Here is a 19320-nt window from a genome sequence, read left to right on the forward strand (position 1 = left end):
GCGCGCGCAACGGCGCCCGTCGCCGCAGACGCACGACGGGCGGCACCCCCGAGGGGTGCCGCCCGTCGTCAGACGTCAGGGGAGACTCAGAAGCCGCCCATGCCACCCATGTCGTCGCCACCACCGGCAGGCGCGGACGCCTTCTCCGGCTTGTTGGCCACGATGGCCTCGGTGGTGAGGAACAGACCGGCGATCGAGGCGGCGTTCTGCAGCGCAGAGCGGGTCACCTTGACCGGGTCGTTGATGCCAGCGGCGAGCAGGTCCTCGTACTCACCGGTGGCGGCGTTGAGGCCGTGCCCGGCAGGCAGGTTGCGGACCTTCTCCGCCACGACGCCGCCCTCGAGGCCGGCGTTCTCGGCGATCTGCTTGAGCGGGGCGTCGGTGGCGACCTTGACGATGTTCGCGCCGGTCGCCTCGTCCCCGACGAGGTCGAGGGTCTCGAAGGCCTTGAGAGCGGCCTGGATGAGGGCGACACCGCCACCGGCGATGATTCCCTCCTCCTGGGCAGCCTTGGCGTTGCGCACGGCATCCTCGATGCGGTGCTTGCGCTCCTTGAGCTCCACCTCGGTGGCGGCCCCGGCCTTGATGACGGCGACGCCGCCCGCGAGCTTGGCCAGGCGCTCCTGGAGCTTCTCGCGGTCGTAGTCGGAGTCGGAGTTCTCGATCTCGGCGCGGATCTGCGCGACGCGACCGGCGATCTGGTCGGCGTCGCCGGCACCCTCGACGATCGTGGTCTCGTCCTTGGTGACGACGACCTTGCGGGCCTGACCCAGCATGTCCAGCTCGGCGTTCTCGAGCTTGAGGCCGACGGTCTCGGAGATGACCTGACCACCGGTGAGGATGGCCATGTCCTGCAGCATCGCCTTGCGGCGGTCGCCGAAGCCCGGTGCCTTGACGGCGACAGACTTGAACGTGCCACGGATCTTGTTGACGATCAGGGTGGCCAGCGCCTCGCCCTCGACGTCCTCGGAGATGATGACCAGCGGCTTGCCGGACTGGATGACCTTCTCCAGCAGCGGCAGGACGTCCTTGACGTTGGAGATCTTGGACTCCACGAGCAGCACGTAGGCGTCCTCGAGGACGGCCTCCTGGCGCTCGGCGTCGGTGACGAAGTAGGGCGAGGTGTAGCCCTTGTCGAACCGCATGCCCTCGGTGAGCTCCAGCTCGAGGCCGAAGGTCTGGGACTCCTCGACGGTGATGACGCCCTCGGCGCCGACCTTGTCGATGGCCTCGGCGATGAGCTCGCCGATGGCCGGGTCACCGGCGGAGATCGCGGCGGTGGCGGCGACCTGCGCGCGGCTCTCGACCGGGACGCTGGCGTTGTGGAGCTCGGCGACGACGGCCGCGACGGCCTGGTCGATGCCGCGGCGCAGCCCGATCGGGTTGGCGCCGGCGGCGACGTTGCGCAGACCCTCGCGCACGAGCGCCTGGGCCAGCACGGTGGCGGTGGTGGTGCCGTCACCCGCGACGTCGTCGGTCTTCTTGGCGACCTCCTTGACGAGCTCGGCGCCGATCTTCTCGTAGGGCTCCTCGAGGTCGATCTCCTTGGCGATGGAGACGCCATCGTTGGTGATCGTGGGGGCGCCCCAGCTCTTCTCGAGGACGACGTTGCGGCCCTTGGGGCCGAGGGTGACCTTGACGGTGTCGGCGAGGACGTTCAGTCCACGCTCCATACCGCGGCGGGCCTCCTCGTCAAAGGCAATCATCTTTGCCATGGGGTAGATCCTTCGCTTGTGGCGTGTGGTCGGCCCAGTGCCCGCGACGGACGACCCAGACGAGGACGGTCACGTCCCGCCCCGACCTGTGCCTCACTGGCCAAACCGGTTGTTCTTGTCACTCTCACCAGGAGAGTGCTAATCCCGATCTTGGCACTCTCACGGTGAGAGTGCAAGGTGCCGGCCGGACCGTCCTCGGCCGGCACCCGACCACCCGGCAGCTGGCCGGGGAGACGAGTCGGGGGGGGAGACGAGTCGGGCCGGCGTCCGATGAAACGGCCGCCGGCCCGACACACCCCACGGCGCTGTGGAGCGATGCGCCAACCACCATAGGTGTGAGGTCGCTCACGGTCAATGTCGGCGGGGTGCGGAGCTGCCGTCCGGTCAGCCGAAATCTGCTCGCAGCACGATCGCGATCTCGACGTTCTGGGTGGCCGACGCCAGCTCGACGAGGTTGTCGATGCCCAGGATCTCCCCGACCGCCTCTGCCGTGGGCGCGAGGTCGGCGTTGCGGTAGTAGAGCGTCGTGACGTCGGGGGACCCCGCGCCGTAGTCCGAGGCCGACACCGCGGTGAAGCCGGCGTCGGTGAGGTCCGCGGCAGCGTCGCCGGCGACCCCGGCGATGCTGGCGCCGTTGAGGACGGAGATCGACGTCGAGGTGATGACGTCGGCGCCGAGCCCGTCGTCGTCGGTGGTCGGCTCTTCGGGCTCCGCCGGCTCGGTCGTCTCCGGGTCAGGGTCGTCGGTCGGCTCGTCCGTCTCGTCCGGAACGTCGGTGGGCTCGGCGGTGGGTTCTGCGGCGGTCGGGGTGTCGTCGCCGGCGCCGTCGTTCCCGCCGCCGAGGAGGCCGACGGCGCCCCACGCCAGGAGCGGCACCAGCACGATCACCAGGAGGTAGGGCAGCAGCGCCCGCCACGGCGACCGCGGGGCGCGATGGGTCCCCTGCGGGGCCCGCTCGTCGCCGGCGATGTCGAACTCGTCCTCGGGATACTCGCTCACCCGAGCAGGCTAGCCTCTCGGGCAGTCGCCGTAACCTCAGACACGACAACCTCAGACACGACGCTCGACGGCGTCACGCGCCCGGGCGTCACAGCGAGCCGAGGCGGCGCCCGGAGCGTTCGCGCTGCCGGGCGTCGCGCATCCGCCGCAGCCGCTTGACGAGCATCGGGTCGGTGGCCAGCGCCGCCTCGGTGTCAATGAGGGTGTTGAGGACCTGGTAGTAACGGGTCGCGCTCATCGCGAACAGCTCACGGATGGCCGTCTCCTTGGCTCCGCCGTACTTCCACCACTGCCGCTCGAAGGCGAGGATCTCGCGCTCGGTCCCATCGAGCTCGGTCCGCGGACTCGACGCGTGCGTGGCTTCCATGTCTTCTCCACTCCGGCGGCGTGCCGCGGCGGTGCGCCGCGACCACCTCATGGTAGTGGCGAACCACAGCCGTGTCATTCCACCACCGTCAGCGATCTGCGTGCTGCTCGGGTGGTTAGGCTCTCACCGTGATCGCACCACTGTCGCAGACCGTTGACCCCGGCTGGGCCTCGGCGCTGGCACCGGTCGAGCCCGAGATCCGCGCGATGGGTGACTTCCTGCGGACCGAGACCGCAGCCGGACGCGACTACCTGCCGGCCGGTCCGGACATCCTGCGCGCCTTCCACCGGCCGCTCGACGACGTCCGGGTGCTCATCGTCGGCCAGGACCCCTACCCCACCCCAGGCCACCCGATGGGGCTGTCATTCTCGGTGCAGCCGGACGTCCGTCCGGTGCCGCGCAGCCTGGTCAACATCTTCCGGGAGCTCACGGACGACGTTGGTGCGCCGGCACCGGCGTGCGGCGACCTCAGCGCGTGGGCGGACGGCGGCGTCATGCTGCTCAACCGGGTGCTCACGGTGCAGCCCGGGGCGCCGGCCTCCCACCGCGGCAAGGGCTGGGAGGCGGTCACCGGCCACGCCATCCGCTCGTTGGTGGCGCGGGACAAGCCCCTGGTGGCGATCCTCTGGGGCAATGCGGCACAGACGCTGCGCCCGCTGCTCGCAGACACCCCGGTGGTCGCCTCGGCGCACCCGAGCCCGCTCTCGGCCTCCCGCGGCTTCTTCGGCTCCCGGCCGTTCTCCCGCACCAACGCTCTCCTCGTCGAGCAGGGCGCCCGGCCGGTGAGCTGGCGGCTGCCGTAAGCGCTGGCCCGCCGGTGCCCGGTCGGGGCAGGATCGGTGGGTGAGCACCGAGAGCCCCTCCCCCGCCGTCGACATCGCCCCGCGCTGGGGCCGCTACGTCGCCGTCGGCGACTCGTTCACCGAGGGCCTGGCCGACCCGGACCCGGTCGAACCAGACCGGTACCGCGGTTGGGCCGACCTGCTGGCCGGCACGCTGTCCGACCGACGGGCCGCCGCCGGGCAGCCGCCGCTGGAGTACGCCAACCTCGCGGTCCGCGGCCGGCTGCTGCGCCCGATCCTCACCGAGCAGCTGCCGGCGGCCCTGGACCTTCGCCCCGACCTGGTGTCGGTGATCGGCGGCGGCAACGACCTGCTGCGGCCGGGCTCGGACGTCGTGACATTACTCGACTCGCTCGAGGCTGCGGTGGTCACCGCGCAGCGGACCGGCGCCGCCGTGCTGCTCGGCACCGGTTTCGACACGGCGGAGTCACCGGTCGTGCGCCGTATCCGGCCCAAGGTGGCGACGTACAACACCGGGCTGTGGTCGATCGCCCACCGGCACGGTGCGCACGTGCTCGACCTGTGGGGCATGCGGTCGTTGGCCGACGGGCGGATGTGGGCGCCGGACCGGATCCACCTGACCACCGACGGGCACGAGCGGGTCGCGCAGGCCGCCCTCGTGGCACTGGGACTGACGCCGGACGACCCTGCCTGGGACGACCCGCTCACCCCGCTACCGCCCGTCGCGCGAGCCGACCGGTGGCGCTCGGACGCCCGGTGGGCGCGGGAGTACGCCTATCCGTGGCTGCGTCGCCGGCTCGCCCGGCAGTCGTCCGGCGACGCTGTCGTGGCCAAGCGCCCGCGGCCGGCCCCCGTGGAGCGGCCGTGACGGCGGGCCGTAGGGTGGCCAGGTGATCGAGCTCAAGACCCCCGCGGAAGTCGAGGCGATGCGCCCGGCCGGCCGATTCGTGGCCCAGGTGCTGGCGAGGTTGCGCCAGGAGGCGGCCGTCGGCGTCAACCTCCTCGAGCTCGACGCGATCGCCCACGCGATGATCCGCGAGGCGGGCGCGGAGTCCTGCTACCTCGACTACCACCCGTCGTTCGGCGCCCGACCGTTCGGCTATGTGCTGTGCACGTCGGTCAACGACGCGGTGCTCCACGGTCTTCCGCACGACTACCGGCTGGCCGACGGCGACCTCCTCACCGTCGACTTCGCGGCGAGCGTCGACGGCTGGGTGGCCGACGCCGCCACGAGCGTCGTCGTGGGTGCGGCCGATCCCGCCGACCTGCTGCTCATCGAGGCGACCGAGTCCGCGCTGCGGGCCGCGATCGACGCGGCGGTCGTCGGCAACCGGCTCGGTGACATCTCCGCGGCGATCGGCGCGGTGGCCGCGGCGCACGGCTACCGGGTCAACCTGCAGTTCGGCGGGCACGGCGTGGGCCGCACGATGCACGGCGATCCCCACGTGCCCAACGATGGCCGCGCGGGCCGCGGGCTGCCGCTGCGCCCCGGTCTCGTGATCGCCATCGAGCCGTGGTTCATGGCCGGCACCGACGAGCTCCTCACCGACCCCGACGGCTGGACGCTGCGCAGCGTCGACGGCTCCCGCGGCGCGCACAGCGAGCACACCGTGGCCATCACCCCCGACGGCCCGCTCGTGCTCACCGCACCGCTGCCCGCCTGAACAGGTCAGCTGAACGGGTCAGTCGAGCGGACGCCGTCGGGGACCAATCAATCGAGCGGCTCGCCGAGGTAGGCGAGCTGCGCGCGGACGCTCATGTCCGCGGCGCGGGAGAGCTCGGCGGCCAGGTCGCCGTAGACGGCAGCCCGCACCTCCTCCGCCCCGCGGGCACCGGCCGCCACCGCGGCCCGCACCTGCGCCAGTCGCTGCTGCCGGTGGTCGCGCAGCGTCGTGAGGTGGCGCAGCGGCTCGTCGACGACGGGGCCGTGCGCCGGCGCCAGGCTCACCACCCGTCCCGCCCGCGCGAGGTCGACGAGCCGGTCGAGCGAGGCCAGGTAGGCGCCGAGGTCGCCGTCCGGCCAGGGCACCACCGTGGTGCCCCGACCGAGCACGGTGTCCCCGGTGAGGAGCACGCCGTCGTCGAGCAGGAAGCAGACCGAGTCGGCGGTGTGCCCCGGTGTCACGAGAACCTCGACGACGACGCCGGCGACGGCGATCCGCTCACCGTCGCGCCACGGCGCACCGTGGCCGGCGCCGCGGGCGGGGGAGCCGGTGAGCGCGGTCCACGCCGGCACTGCCCCGGTGTGGTCGAGGTGGTGGTGGGTGAGGAGCGTCAGCGCTACCTCGCCACCGGCGACGTCTCGGGCCGCGGCGAGGTGGCCCGGCACCCCGGCCGGCCCGGGGTCCACGACCGCAGCGTCGGTCGCGCCGGGTCCGCGCAGCACCCAGGTGTTGGTGCCCTCGAGGGTCATCGGTCCCGGGTTGGGCGCGAGCACGCTGCTGGCGTGGCGGCCGGCCGGGCCGCCCCGCAACGGTGTGGTCGAGGTGGTCGGGTCTGGCGGACCGCCGTCGCTCGTCATGCCGTCAGCGTGCCTCAAGTCCGGTCGCACCTGCCAGTGCCGACGGTCCGCCGTCCGCAGCGGCGGCCCGGAGATCGGGGCCGCCGCGGCGGACGACGGCAGATCAGGCAGGCACCCGTCGGATCGCGGTCTGCCAGCCCAGCAGCCGGTCCGGGCGGTCGGTGATGATGCCGTCCACCCCGAGGTCCGTCGCGGCCTCCCACTGCGCGGGGTCGTTGAGCGTCCACACCATGACCGCCATGCCGGCGGCGTGCGCCTGCTCGATCAGCTCCGGCCGCTCGACGAGGGTCGGCCCGTGCGGGTTGCAGCTGACCACGCCGAGGTCACGGCACAGCTCGAGAACGTGGTCCCCGCTCTCGACGACGAGCAGGCCCCGGCGCAGGTCGGGAGCCGCGTCGGCGAGCGCGGCGACCGTCGCCACCGCGAAGCTCTGCAGCAGGACACGGTCCCCCAGGCCGGACGCCGCGATCGCGTCGGTGACGAGTCGGACGTCGTCGCTCCCCCAGGCACCCTTGACCTCGAGCAGCAGCTCGACGTCGCTGCTCGAGGCGAGCAGCGCAAGGACCTCGTCGAGCCGCGGCACCCGCTGCTGGGCGAACGCCGGTGAGAACCATGAGCCGGCGTCCAGCTCCCGGAGCGTCGCTGCGTCAGTCTCGGCAACCGGGCCGGAGCCGCTCGTCGTGCGATCGAGGTGGCCATCGTGGATGACGACCGGGACGCGGTCCCGGGTCAGCTGGACATCGATCTCGACGCTCCCCGCGCCGCACGAGATGGCGGCCGCGATCGCCGCGAGGGTGTTCTCCGGCGCCACCGAGGAGTTGCCGCGGTGGGCGATGACCTGCGGACTCACAGGTAGGGCTCCACGTTCTCCTCGTAGGCCCGCTCGATCTGCGGGGTGATCTGCTCGAACGCCGCGGCGGGGTCGGTACCCCGCAGCACGATCTCCTCGAGGGCGTCGGTGAGCAGCTGGTCGGCGGTCGGGACGAACACCCGCACCCAGTCCTGCGGGCGGGCCTTGTCAGCCATGTGGTCCACCGCGGTACGGAACTGCGGGATCTCGCCGTACAGCGCCTCCATCTGCGGCCCGTCGACCGCCGAGGTGCGCACCGGCATGTAGCCGGTGGCCGCCGAGTACACGGCGGTGTTCTCGGCGTTGGTGAGGAACTCGAGGAACATCGCGGCGGCGAGCTGCTCCTCGGGTGTGCTGGAGGACGCGATCGCCACGCCGGTGCCGCCGGTGGGGGTGCCCTCGCCGTTCGGCCCGTCGGGCAGGTAGGCGGTGCCGATCTCCATGTCCGGGGTGGCTTCGAGCACACCGGCGAGACTGCCGGTGGACATGATGGTCGAGGCGATGATGCCGCCGGCGAGGTCCGCGGCGGTGTCCTCCGAGACGGTCGCGATCTGCGAGCCGTGGAACAGGTCGTGGACGAACTGGCCACCGGCGAGCGCCTCCGGGGTGTCGAGGGTGACGTCCCAGCTGTCGGAGTAGTTGCCGCCCTGGCCCCACAGCATGTTCTGGAACCACCAGGCCGACCACGACGCCCCCAGCCGCAGCCCGAACGGGGCGCCGTCGTCGGGCACCTGCTCGTCGAGGGCGTCGGCCCACGAGGCGAGCTCCTCCCAGGTCTCCGGGCCACGGTCGGGCAGCCCGGCGGCCTGCCACATGTCCTGGTTGTAGTAGAACAGCGGCGTGGAGCGGGCGTAAGGGGCCGCCCAGTGCTGGCCCTCGAACTCGTAGTCGGCGTAGAGCGCGGGCACGTAGTCCTCGGCGTCGGCGTCGATCGCCTCGAGCAGCTCGTCCAGCGGCACGATCTGCTCGTTGAGGTGGTAGCGGAACCACCAGACGTCGCTGGCGATGACGAGGTCGGGCTGCTCGTCGGTGCCCGCGGCGGCCTGGAAGCGCTGCGCGATCTCGTCGTAGCTGGCGCCGGCCGTCACCAGGTTGACGGTGATGTCCGGGTGCGCCGCCTCGAACTCGGCGATGAACTGCTCCTCGAGCTCCTTGGCGGCGCCGGGGTGGTTGCTCCACCAGGTGATCTCCGAGGCGGGCTCGACCTGAGACCAGTCGACGGTGTCGGCCGCGCCGTCGTCCACCTCCTCCGCGGCGCTGGTGCTCGGGCCGGAGCAGGCAGCGGCGCCCAGGGCGAGGACGCCGAGCAGGCTGGTGGCGGCCACGCCTCGGCGGCGCAGCGGTGAGTGGTGTCGCATGGTCGATCTCCTAGGCAGTTGATGGGGTGGGATCGGGCGGGCCGGCGAGGATCAGCCGGTGACCGCCCCGGCGGTCAGCCCCGCCACGAGGCGGCGCTGGAGGACAAGGAAGACGGCGAGCACCGGCAGCGTGACGATCGTCGTCGCGGCGAGCAGGACGCCCCAGTTGCTCACGCCGTCGATGTTCTGCAGCAGGGTGAGGCCCACGGGCAGCGTCATCTTCGCGGCGTCGTCGGTGACGAGGAACGGCCACAGGTACTCGTTCCACTCCGAGACCACGCTCACCAGCGCGACGGCGGCGATGGTGGGGGTGGACATCGGGACGACGATCCGCCACAGCCGCCGCCAGTGCCCCGCGCCGTCGAGCTCGGCGGCCTCGACCACGGAGACCGGCAGCGAGAGGAAGTGCTGGCGGAACAGGAAGGTGCCGAACGCGCTCGCCAGCCCCGGCACGAGGATGCCGTGGTAGGTGTTGAGCCAGCCGAGGTCGGCGACCAGCGTGTAGTTGGGGATGATGGTGATCTGGCTGGGGATCATCAGCGCGGCGACGACGAGGAAGAACGCGAACCGCTTGAACGGGATGTCGAGGAACACCAGGCCGTAGGCGCAGCACAGCCCGAGGAGCAGCTTGAGCCCCGCGCCGGCGATGGTCAGCCCGACGCTGTTGAGGAACAGCGTGCCGAGCGGGATCTTCGCGGCCGCCTCGGCGTAGTTGTCGAGGTCGAGCTGCCCTGGCAGCCACTGCATGGGGATCGAGTAGAGCTCGTCCGGGCTCTTGAAGCTGGCGAGGAACATCCACAGCAGCGGTGCCCCCAGGACGAGTGCCGCGAGGGCGAGCGTGAGGTAGCCGGCCGCCCGTCCGCCGCGGGGACGACGGCGGGGCGCACGGTGCGGTGCTGCCGGGGCAGTTGGGTCGATGTCGTGGCCGGCCGTCTCGGGCCGCGTGGCCGTCCGCACACTCACGAGTAGTGGACCTTCCGCTCGATGAAGCGCATCTGCAGCGCGGTGATCGCCAGCAGCAGGACGAACAGGATGGTGGCGACCGCCGACGCATAGCCGGCCCGGCCGTTGACGAAGCTCTCCTCGTAGACCTGGTACATCAGGGTGGTCGTGCCGCCGAGCGGTCCGCCGCGGGTCATCGCGTGGATGACGTCGAAGGTCTGCAGCGACGCGAGCATCAGCGTGACCAGCAGGAAGAAGGTGGTGGGGGTGATGAGCGGGAGCACGATCGAGCGCATGGTGCGGGCCGGGGAGGCGCCGTCGAGGGCCGCGGCATCCTTGAGGTCCTGCGGCACGGCCTGCAGTCCCGCGAGGTAGATGAGCGCGACGTAGCCGAGGTTCTTCCAGAGGTAGACGATGATCAGCATGACCAGCGCCCAGCCCGGCGACTGGTACCACTGGGGGGAGCTCAGGCCCACCGCACCGAGCAGGGTCGAGACGAGGCCGTAGCGTGGGTCGAAGATGAACAGCCAGAGGATGCCCATCGCGAAGCCCGAGACGACGTAGGGCGCAAAGGCGGTCGCGCGCACGAAACCGCGCCCGGCCAGCTTCTGGTCGAGCAGGATCGCCAGCAGCAGCCCCAGGAGGATGGCGCCGCCCACGGTGGCCACCGTGAAGATGAGTGTGGTGGTCAGCACCTGCCCGGCGTGCGGGCTGGTGATCCACTCCTCGTAGTTGCCCCACCCGATGAACCGGGCGACCGGCGATCCGAGGTTCCACTGCAGGAACGAGAGTCGGACGCTCTCCACCAGCGGCCGGTAGGTGAACACGAGCAGCAGCGCGATGTTCGGGCCGGCGAGGACGAGGAACCAGGCCAACGCGCTCCGCCGTCGCCGCGCACCGAGTCTGGAGCGAGTCCTCGATGTCACCTGGGCAGGTGCCGTCATCCGCTGTCTCCGAGCCGCGTCGTGGCCGCCGGGTGTGGCGGACCGGGACGGACGCTACGGCGTGCTCACGGCCGAATCGCCCGTGGCGCGGGGGCGTCGATGACTGTTCGGCAAGAGTTCATCCCGGGCACCCGGGCGTCATCGGGGCGTCGCCGGGCGGCCACGCCGACGACGTCGGGAGTTCATCCGGACGCGGTGACTCGGCAGGCGCCGGCGTCGTCCGGTGGCGACTCCACCGGGCGACGCGAAAGGCCGACAGCCCGCGGTGGGGTGTCGGCCTTTCGGCGGCGGACCGGGTCAGAGCTGCGTGACGCCGTCCTCGCTGGGAACCGGCGACGCGGCCGGCGCGACACCCGCGAGCGCGGCAGCCAGGTCGATGCCGGTGAGCGCCTTGATGGTGGCAGCGCCCTCGCCGAGCACGCTCCCGGCGATCTTCGACACCGCGCCGGCGCCGTCGGTGCCGACGACGGTGAGGTTGTCGATGTTGCCGACCGGCTCGGCAGCCGCCCGCATCACCTCGGGCAGCTGGCCCACCAGCTGCTGGAGGATGACGGAGGTGCCCTGCTGGGCGAGCGCCTCTGCCTGCGCCTTGGTCGACTCGGCGGTGGCCAGGCCCTCGGCCCTGGCCGCTTCGGCCCGCGCCTGGCCCAGCGCGGTGATCGACTCGGCCTCGTTGCGCTGCGCCTCGAGCTCGGCCTGCGCCAGCGTGGTGCGCTTGTACGCGTCGGCCTCCGCCTCGGCCTTTCGGGCGTCGCGCTCCCCCTCGGCCTCCTTCGCGGCGGCGTACGCGGCGGCGTCGGCGGGCTTGCGGATGTCGATGTCGAGCTGCTGCTCGGCGACCTTGGCCTTCTCCTCCAGCGCGGACCGCTCCTCGGTGGCCACGAGCCGCTCCTGCTCGGCGCGTGCCCGCTGGCCCGAGGCCTCGGCCTCGGCGTTCGCCTTGTCGGTCTGTGCCTTGATGCCGGCCTGCTTCAGCGCGAGGTCGCGCTGGCGCTCGGCGATCTCCTCCTGCGCCGCGAGCTGGGCGCTCTCGGACGCCAGCCGCGCCTGGGCCTCACGAACCTCGGCGACCCGGCGGGCGTCGGCGGCCTGCGCGCGGCCGAGGTTGTCGAGGTAGTCGGAGTCGGGCGTGGAGATGTCGGACAGGTTCACCAGGTCGATGTGGAAGCCCTGCTGGTGCAGGTCGGGCTTGATCGAGGCGAACACCTCGCGCTGCAGCTCGTCGCGCTTCTTGATGATGTCCTCGACCGGCATGGAGGCCAGCACCGGACGCAGCGCGCCCTCGAGCGCCTGCTGCAGCGGCTGCTCGAGCTTGGCCTGTTGGGAGGTGAACCGCTGCGCGGCCCGCAGGACGCCGTCGACGTCGCCGCGGACCTTGAAGGACACCGAGGCACGGACGGCGACCTTGATGAAGTTGTTGTCGACGCCCTCGACGGTCAGTGCGATCTGCCGCTGCTCGAGCGAGATCTTGGTGACCGACTCGAAGAACGGCTTGACGAACGTGCGGCCACCGATGACGACCCGGGGGCCTCTGGTCTCGGCCACCTGCCCGTCCTCCGGGAGGGCATCGAGGCTGCCGGTGGGGCCACCGCCCTTGGCGTCGCCGCGGCCGACGATGACGAGGGCCTCGTTGAGGTCGACCGTGCGGACCGACCGCCGGATCACGATGGCCAGGATGACGGCGACCACGAAGGCCGCGATGAGCACCGGGAGAGTGAGCAGGAGTTCCAAGGACGTGTCCTTCTGGTTGAGGGGTTCCGCCGATACACCGAAGCATCCCACTGCGACGGGTTCCCCGGGGCCGGGCGCTCGGTGTCGGTGCGGCGGTAGGACGTCGACGCGCAGTGGTGCGCAGGTGACGATGAGCCAGTCCAGACCGGGCCTGATCAGACCCTCGTCGGAGCCGCCTATCGGATTCGAACCGATGACCGTCCGCTTACAAGGCGGGTGCTCTACCAGCTGAGCTAAGGCGGCGGGTGGCGGGGCCACCGGCCCCGCCCCGGGGAAGTCTGCCAGATGTGTGGCGCGACCTCCCCGGGCGGATCGTCAGGCGGCGGCGCGAACGGCCTCGGCCAGGGCGCCCGGCGTCTGCCAGCCGGTGAACTCCTCGCCGTCGATGAGGATCGTCGGCGTGCCGCCGATGCCGTCCTTGGTGGCCTGCTGGGTGGCGGCCGAGACCCACTCGCTGAACTCGCCCTCGGCGAAGCTGTCGATGACGTTCTGCGGCACCCCGACCTCCGTGGCGACGCCGGCGATCTGCTCGTCGCTCAGCACCGTGGCGCCACCCTCCGGCTGGGCGGAGAACAGGCCCTCGTTGAAGGTGGAGAACTGCTCCGGTGCTGCGGTGGCCACCACGGCGAGCGCCTGCGCGCCACGCTGGGAGAAGTTGCTGGCGTCGGACATGAAGGCGACGGGGTGGAAGGTCACGGTCGCCTCACCGGCGGTGGCGAGCTCGTCGAGCACGCCGGCGTTGGTCGTCTCGAAGGTCCAGCAGTGGGTGCAGAGGTAGTCGAGGTAGACCTCCACCTCCGGCGCCCCCTCGTTGGTGCTGCCGACGCCCTCGGCGCCGAGGACGATGCCGCCGTTGTCGGTCGCGCCCGCGGGCTCGCCGTCGATGCCCTCGAGCGGCGAGCGGTTGGCGGCGGTGAGGATCGACACGACGGCGATGACGACGACGGCCACGAAGGCGACGACGCCGGTGATGATGAGGATGCGGTTGCGGCGGTTGCGGCGCTGCTGCGCCTCACGCAGCTTGCGGGCCTGCTCGCGCGCGGCGTCGCGGCGCTCCTGCTTGGACTGCTGCTTGGCGGTGCTGGCACTGCTCATGACGGCTCCTGACAAAGGGTGATCGGGGTGACGTGCCGCAGGGTGCGGCGTCCGTTGCTGCGGCCGGCGCCACGATCAGGCTCTCCGCGACGGTGGGGAGAACGGATCAGGCCGGCGTCGCCGCCGGGGGGCCACGCAGCAGCGGCACCCGCAGGTGGACGCTGCCGTGCAGCACCGCGACGGCGCTGCGGGCGGGCAGCAGCCGGACCGCGACCGGCGCATCGGAGTCGTGCGGCAGCATCTGCCACGGCGTCAGCCGCGCCACGCGGGCGAGCGACTGCCGCAGCGCGCGCAGCGCCCCCCAGCCACCGCTGACGGCGACGACGTGCAGCAGCAGCATCGGCAGCGTGAGGACGAGCGCGACGCCGAGGACCTGCTCCTGCTCACCGCCGAGGGCGAGCCCGGTCGTCGGGCAGTCGGCCGTCGTGCGCAGCAGCGCGAGCCGGATACCGAGGTGGGCGACGCCGTCGGGCAGGGCGACGCACCTGGTCACCTGGACGAGGCCACCGAGGATTGCGCCGGCGGCAGGGAGCATGACGGCGCCGGCGAGGGCAAGGCCCTGCCAGGTCCGTCGATTCCGCACGCGCACGCACCAAGAGTACGTTGCCTGGCCTCGCCGGGGAACACCCGGCGATCAGCCGATCGGCGCCGCCGGGAACGGGTCCCACGAGGGGGCGCCGACGTTGCCGAGCACGAGCGCGGTGACGAGTGCGCCGACGGCGGCCAGCGCGACCAGCGCGAGCGCGACGCGCAGCGGCCGCGGCACCGCACCCAGCAGCAGCCGCGCTCCTTCCCGAGCGGCGCCCGACGGCGGCACCGACCACGCGAGCGCCGTGGCCACCAGCGCTGCCGCCCACAGCACCGCCGGCCAGACCTCCGGGCGCTGGCCCGCGAGGGCGTGCGTCAGCACCGCCGCGCTGACACCGATGATGCCGCCGATCAGCAGGCCTGGCAGCGCGGCGCCGACCGCCCACAGCAGGTGCCACGGCGCGCTCAGCCATGCCCGAGCGGCGTCCGCGCGGCGGAGCCCGCGCCGGGTCCTCACCTGGCGCAGCCGCTGGTTGCCGCGCCCCAGCGCGCCGCAGAGCACGAGCAGCCCGCCGAGAAGCAGCGCCCACGTTCCCGGCAGCAGGGCGGCCAGTCCACCGAGCGCCAGCCCGATGATCGCCACGGTCAACGTGTGAGGGCGGGGGGCTTGCGCCCAGGGCGGAGGCACAGCCGGGTACCCGTGCAGGTCTCCCGCCGGCGGCTGGTGCGCCGCGCCGAACAGCTCGGCGCCCGGGTCCGCCCAGGGGCCGCGGTCCCACGGCTCGACGCCGCGCCCCGTGTGGGCGTCCTGCGAGTCCCAGGCCTCGTCGACCGGCGACCTCACCGCCGGCATGCTCCGAGTTGCCGCCATGGCGGGCGCCAGCGCCGCCGGGGCGTACGACCGCGGCTGCTGGGCCGTGGGGGCGTCCATCGCGCGCGTCGTCGCCGCCGGCGGACGGGCGGTGAGCACCTGCGTGAGCGTGTCCAGGTCCCACTCACCGGTGAGCACGGCAAGCAGGTCCGCCGGCGCGATGCGGCGGCGCGGCTCGGGGTCGAGCGCCGCCCGCAGCGCCCTCGCCAGCGCCTCCGGCAGCCCTTCGGTGTCGACCACGCCGGTGCTCACCCGGGCCAGCACCGCCGGGATGCTGCCGCGGCCGAACGGCGGACGGCCGGTGGCCGCGAAGGCGAGCACCGCCGCCCAGGCCCACCAGTCGCCGTCGGGCCCGGGGTCGGCGCCGGCGATGACGTCGGGGTCGAGGTAGCCGGGGGTACCGGTGATCAAGCCGGTCTGGGTGAGGCGGACGTCGTCAGCGACCTGCGCGATCCCGAAGTCGATGATCACCGGACCGTTCGGCGCGAGCATGACGTTGCCCGGCTTGAGGTCACGGTGGGTGATGCCGGCCGCGTGGATGGCGTCGAGGCCGTCGGCGAGCCCGGCGGCCAGCTCCGCGAGGTCCTCGTCGGCCACCGGCGCCACCGTCCGGACGTACTCGTCGAGCGTGGGCCCCTCGACGAGCTCGGTGACGACGAACGCGTCGACGCCGTCCACCTCCGCGTCCAGCACGCGCGCCACCCGGTCGTGGCGCACCCGGTGGAGCAGCTCCACCTCGCGGCGCAGCCGCTGGCGCGCCGCCGGGTCGGCGCTGATCGACTCGTGGATGACCTTGACCGCCACCCGGTGGCCGTCGGCGTCGATCGCCTCGTGGACGGTCCCCATCCCGCCGGCGCCGAGCCGACGCACGAGTCGGTACCCCTCGATGCCGGTCATGGCGCCAAACCTACCGACCAGCTGCTGCTCGGGCGCCATCGCAGGCCCCCAGGTAGCCTCGGACCACCCCCTAGAAGGAGCTGATCAGCCCATGCCGGCAGGTGAGTACGCCGTCGTCGTCGTCGCTAACCGACTTCCCGTCGACCTCGTCGAGAACTCCGACGGGACCACCAGCTGGACCCGTTCGCCCGGCGGTCTCGTCACTGCGATGGCCCCGGTGATGCAGCAGCAGGGAGGCGCCTGGGTCGGCTGGTCCGGCAGCCCGGACGCCGCCCACGAGCCGTTCGACGCCGACGGCATCCGGCTGTGGCCGGTCCCGCTGAGCGCCACCGAGGTCAGCAACTACTACGAGGGCTTCTCCAACGGCACGCTGTGGCCGCTCTACCACGACGTCATCGTCCCGCCCGAGTTCCACCGCGCCTGGTGGAACTCCTACGTCGCGGTCAACCGACGGTTCGCTGCCGCCGCCGCGGAGGCCGTCGCGCCGGGCGGCACCGTATGGGTGCACGACTACCAGCTGCAGCTGGTGCCGGCGGTGCTCCGGCTGCTGCGCCCCGACGTCAAGATCGGGTTCTTCAACCACATCCCCTTCCCGCCGGTGGAGATCTTCAGCCAGCTGCCGTGGCGCCGACAGGTGCTCGACGGGCTGCTCGGTGCCGACCTCGTCGGTTTCCAGCGCGCCTCGGACGCGTCGAACTTCCTCCGGGCGGTGCGCCGGATCGCCAACGTCACCACCAAGGGTCGCGAGGTGCTCATCGGGGCGCGCTGGTCGCGCCCGGAGCGGCGGGTGCGGGCCGGGGTGTTCCCCATCTCGATCGACTCCCGCGCCTTCGACGAGCTCGCCACCCGCGAGTCGGTCCAGCGCCGCGCCGTCGAGATCCGCGAGGAGCTCGGCGACCCGCACGTGCTCCTGCTCGGCGTCGACCGCCTGGACTACACCAAGGGCATCCGCCACCGGCTCAAGGCCTTCGGTGAGCTCCTCGCCGACGGACGCGTGGTGCCGCCGGAGACCAGCCTGCTGCAGATCGCCAGCCCGTCGCGCGAACGCGTCGACCAGTACAGGCAGCTGCGGGACGAGGTCGAGGGCACCGTCGGCCGCATCAACGGCGACTACGGCATGCTCGGACGGGCGGCCGTCCACTACATGCACCACTCCTACCCCGCCGAGGAGATGGCCGCCTGCTACCTCGCGGCCGACGTCCTGCTCGTCACCTCGCTGCGCGACGGGATGAACCTCGTCGCCAAGGAGTACGTCGCCGCTCGCCGCGACCTCGGCGGGGTGCTCGTGCTCAGCGAGTTCACCGGCGCCGCCGACGAGCTCGGCCAGGCGCTGCTCGTCAACCCGCACGACATCGACGGCATGAAGGCGACGATCATGCGCGCCATCACCATGGAGCCCGCGGAAGGTCGACGCCGGATGCGCACGCTGCGCCGTCGAGTCATGCGCGACGACGTCCAGCACTGGGCCGACCAGTTCCTCACTGCCCTCGGCCGTACCGCACACACCCAGGAGGAATCATGACCGATCCCACCATCGACCGCGGGGTGCCCGGCCCCGGCATCGACGCGCCGCTGTTCGTCGACCACCTCGAGGGTGGGCTGGACGCCTCCCTGCGCGAGCTCGCGAGCCGGCCGACGATCCTCGTCGCGCTCGACTTCGACGGCGTCCTCGCACCGCTCGTCGACGACCCGTCCACCTCCCGCGTGACACCGGCGGCGGTCGACGCCGTCGCCCAGCTGGCGCCGCTGCCCGGCGTCGAGGTGGCGCTGATCTCCGGCCGCGACGCGACCACCCTCGTCCGGCTGGCGGAGGTCCCCGCAGGCGTCCGCGTCGTCGGCAGCCACGGCGCCGAGCCGGGCCGGACCACCACCGCGCCGAACGGCGAGCCCGCGTTCGACGGCGAGCCCCTCGCGCTCTCCCAGGCGCAGTCCGAGAGCTATGCCGAGGTGCTGCGCACCGTCACCGCCCTGGTCGCCGACCATCCCGGCGCCCGCGTGGAGACCAAGCCGGCCGCCGTCGTCGTCCACACCCGCGGCACCCCGGCCGAGGAGGCCGAGGAGATCCACCGGGCGGTGCTCGCCGGACCGGCGACCATCCCGGGCCTGCGGGTGCAGCGCGGCAAGGACGTCGTCGAGCTGGCCGTGCTGCACGTGAGCAAGGGCGACGCCGTCACCGACCTGCGCGCCGACACCGTCAGCGACGCCGTGCTGTTCATCGGCGACGACCTCACCGACGAGGACGCCTTCGCGGTGCTCGGCCCGGACGACCTCGGGATCAAGGTCGGCGACGGCGAGACCGAGGCGGACTACCGGATCACCGACCCGGACGCCGTCGCCGCCGTGCTGCTCCGGCTCGTGGAGCTGCGCACCGGGAGGTGACGCAGCCCACATCACCCCTCACGCCGCCACGGCGGTCGATGCTGTGCGACGATGACACCTGCAACGCCGGGGCGTCGATGCTGGTCACCGCGGTCGCGCAGTGTCAAGGCGGACACGACCTGACACCTTTCACTACGGATCGTCCGGCACGTACCTGCCGGTGGAGGGATTGTTTCTCATGGCATCAGTCACGTACGACAACGCAACGCGGGTCTACCCGGGCACCGAACGCCCGGCTGTCGACGCGCTCGACCTCGAGGTCGCCGACGGCGAGTTCCTCGTCCTCGTCGGCCCGTCCGGCTGCGGGAAGTCCACCTCGCTGCGGATGCTCGCCGGCCTCGAGGACGTCAACTCGGGCCGGATCCTCATCGGGGACCGCGACGTCACCGACGTCCAGCCCAAGGACCGCGACATCGCGATGGTCTTCCAGAACTACGCGCTCTACCCGCACATGTCGGTGGCCGACAACATGGGCTTCGCGCTGAAGATCGCCGGCAAGCCCAAGGCGGAGATCCGCCAGCGCGTCGAGGAGGCCGCCAAGATCCTCGACCTGTCGGAGTACCTCGACCGCAAGCCCAAGGCGCTGTCCGGCGGTCAGCGCCAGCGGGTGGCCATGGGCCGGGCCATCGTGCGCCAGCCGCAGGTGTTCCTCATGGACGAGCCGCTGTCGAACCTTGACGCCAAGCTCCGCGTGCAGACCCGCACCCAGATCGCCTCGCTGCAGCGCCGCCTGGGCGTCACCACGGTCTACGTCACCCACGACCAGACCGAGGCGCTGACGATGGGAGACCGCATCGCGGTGCTCAAGGACGGCGTCCTGCAGCAGGTCGGCACCCCGCGCGACATGTACGACCGGCCCGCGAACGTCTTCGTCGCCGGCTTCATCGGCTCCCCCGCGATGAACCTTGGCACCTTCCGCATCGATGACGGCTTCGCCGTGCTCGGTGAGGCGCGGGTACCGCTGAGCCGTTCCACGCTCGCCGACGTCAGCGCAGAGGACGACAACCAGATCGTCGTCGGGTTCCGGCCCGAGTCGCTCGACCGCGTCGAGGCCGGCACCGAGGGCGCCATCCCGGTGACCGTCGACCTCGTCGAGGAGCTCGGCTCGGACGCCTTCGTCTACGGCCGGCTGGCGGGCTCGGAGGAGCTGAAGGAGAACATCAGCTCCGGTGCCGGCACGGCGCAGATCATCGTGCGGATCGACCCGCGCGAGGTTCCGGCCAAGGGCTCCACGGTCCACGCCCGGATCCGCCCGGGTGAGCAGCACACCTTCGCCGCGACGTCGGGCGCACGCCTGGCCGACTAGGCTGAGACCGCCGT

General features: G+C 72.3%; 18 protein-coding genes and 1 tRNA gene. 6 read left to right on the forward strand and 13 right to left on the reverse strand.

The genetic code is table 11. The features are described 5' to 3' along the window. Positions 1-86: 86 nt before the first annotated feature. From groL to V2J52_RS13620, 3 genes are all read right to left on the reverse strand, one after another. Complete coding sequence (gene groL, locus V2J52_RS13610) at positions 87-1715, reverse strand: chaperonin GroEL (RefSeq protein WP_331228264.1); 1629 nt, start codon at positions 1713-1715, stop codon at positions 87-89. A 384-nt stretch (positions 1716-2099) separates the two neighbouring features. Further along, positions 2100-2714 carry a LytR C-terminal domain-containing protein gene (locus tag V2J52_RS13615; RefSeq protein WP_331228265.1) on the reverse strand — a complete coding sequence of 205 codons (615 nt, stop codon included), beginning with the start codon at positions 2712-2714 and terminating at the stop codon, positions 2100-2102. Between the two features lie 88 nt (positions 2715-2802). Then, entirely contained in the window at positions 2803-3081 is a 279-nt protein-coding gene (locus V2J52_RS13620; protein ID WP_331228266.1) for a DUF3263 domain-containing protein, read from the reverse strand. Positions 3082-3209: 128 nt separating this feature from the next. Here V2J52_RS13620 and V2J52_RS13625 point away from each other — a divergent pair, with 128 nt between their 5' ends. Genes V2J52_RS13625 through map form a run of 3 tightly spaced genes read left to right on the forward strand, consistent with a single transcriptional unit; the run spans position 3210 to position 5548 of the window. Then, positions 3210-3884, forward strand: a complete 675-nt coding sequence (locus tag V2J52_RS13625) for a uracil-DNA glycosylase (RefSeq protein ID WP_331228267.1) — start codon at positions 3210-3212, stop codon at positions 3882-3884. Between the two features lie 40 nt (positions 3885-3924). Beyond that, positions 3925-4752, forward strand: a complete 828-nt coding sequence (locus tag V2J52_RS13630) for an SGNH/GDSL hydrolase family protein (RefSeq protein ID WP_331228268.1) — start codon at positions 3925-3927, stop codon at positions 4750-4752. A gap of 22 nt (positions 4753-4774) precedes the next feature. Then, positions 4775-5548 carry a type I methionyl aminopeptidase gene (gene map / locus V2J52_RS13635; protein WP_331228269.1) on the forward strand — a complete coding sequence of 258 codons (774 nt, stop codon included), beginning with the start codon at positions 4775-4777 and terminating at the stop codon, positions 5546-5548. 47 nt (positions 5549-5595) lie between these two features. Here map and V2J52_RS13640 read toward each other — a convergent pair whose 3' ends face one another. The 10 genes from V2J52_RS13640 to V2J52_RS13685 all read right to left on the reverse strand — a co-directional run bounded on the left by V2J52_RS13640 (position 5596) and on the right by V2J52_RS13685 (position 15621). Then, complete coding sequence (locus V2J52_RS13640; protein ID WP_331228270.1) at positions 5596-6405, reverse strand: MBL fold metallo-hydrolase; 810 nt, start codon at positions 6403-6405, stop codon at positions 5596-5598. 103 nt (positions 6406-6508) lie between these two features. Continuing rightward, entirely contained in the window at positions 6509-7255 is a 747-nt protein-coding gene (locus V2J52_RS13645; RefSeq protein WP_331228271.1) for a glycerophosphodiester phosphodiesterase, read from the reverse strand. Further along, on the reverse strand, positions 7252-8613 hold the full coding sequence (locus V2J52_RS13650) for an ABC transporter substrate-binding protein (RefSeq protein WP_331228272.1): 1362 nt from the start codon (positions 8611-8613) through the stop codon (positions 7252-7254). The genes V2J52_RS13645 and V2J52_RS13650 overlap by 4 nt, the downstream gene beginning before the upstream one ends. Positions 8614-8664: 51 nt before the next feature. Beyond that, positions 8665-9576: a carbohydrate ABC transporter permease gene (locus V2J52_RS13655; RefSeq protein WP_331228273.1), complete on the reverse strand. Its 912-nt coding sequence runs from the start codon at positions 9574-9576 to the stop codon at positions 8665-8667. Next, complete coding sequence (locus V2J52_RS13660; RefSeq protein WP_434056429.1) at positions 9573-10499, reverse strand: carbohydrate ABC transporter permease; 927 nt, start codon at positions 10497-10499, stop codon at positions 9573-9575. Before V2J52_RS13660 ends, V2J52_RS13655 begins: the two co-directional genes overlap by 4 nt. A 297-nt stretch (positions 10500-10796) precedes the next feature. Next, positions 10797-12230: a flotillin family protein gene (locus V2J52_RS13665; RefSeq protein ID WP_331228275.1), complete on the reverse strand. Its 1434-nt coding sequence runs from the start codon at positions 12228-12230 to the stop codon at positions 10797-10799. 170 nt (positions 12231-12400) lie between these two features. Further along, a tRNA-Thr gene (locus V2J52_RS13670) sits at positions 12401-12473 on the reverse strand. A 72-nt stretch (positions 12474-12545) separates the two neighbouring features. Beyond that, positions 12546-13325 carry a DsbA family protein gene (locus tag V2J52_RS13675; protein ID WP_331228276.1) on the reverse strand — a complete coding sequence of 260 codons (780 nt, stop codon included), beginning with the start codon at positions 13323-13325 and terminating at the stop codon, positions 12546-12548. 106 nt (positions 13326-13431) lie between these two features. Continuing rightward, positions 13432-13914, reverse strand: a complete 483-nt coding sequence (locus V2J52_RS13680) for a hypothetical protein (RefSeq protein WP_331228277.1) — start codon at positions 13912-13914, stop codon at positions 13432-13434. 45 nt (positions 13915-13959) lie between these two features. Further along, on the reverse strand, positions 13960-15621 hold the full coding sequence (locus V2J52_RS13685; protein ID WP_331228278.1) for a serine/threonine-protein kinase: 1662 nt from the start codon (positions 15619-15621) through the stop codon (positions 13960-13962). 91 nt (positions 15622-15712) lie between these two features. On the opposite strand from V2J52_RS13685, the gene V2J52_RS13690 reads away from it, so the two are divergent. From V2J52_RS13690 to V2J52_RS13700, 3 genes are all read left to right on the forward strand, one after another. Next, entirely contained in the window at positions 15713-17143 is a 1431-nt protein-coding gene (locus V2J52_RS13690; protein ID WP_331228279.1) for an alpha,alpha-trehalose-phosphate synthase (UDP-forming), read from the forward strand. After that, positions 17140-18000: a trehalose-phosphatase gene (gene otsB / locus V2J52_RS13695; protein WP_331228280.1), complete on the forward strand. Its 861-nt coding sequence runs from the start codon at positions 17140-17142 to the stop codon at positions 17998-18000. Before V2J52_RS13690 ends, otsB begins: the two co-directional genes overlap by 4 nt. A gap of 178 nt (positions 18001-18178) precedes the next feature. Continuing rightward, positions 18179-19306, forward strand: coding sequence for an ABC transporter ATP-binding protein (locus V2J52_RS13700; protein WP_331228281.1), 1128 nt, complete (start codon positions 18179-18181; stop codon positions 19304-19306). The last annotated feature ends 14 nt before the right edge of the window (positions 19307-19320 follow it).

The organism is Georgenia sunbinii (genome assembly GCF_036421875.1).
GTDB classification, from domain to species: domain Bacteria; phylum Actinomycetota; class Actinomycetes; order Actinomycetales; family Actinomycetaceae; genus Georgenia_B; species Georgenia_B sunbinii.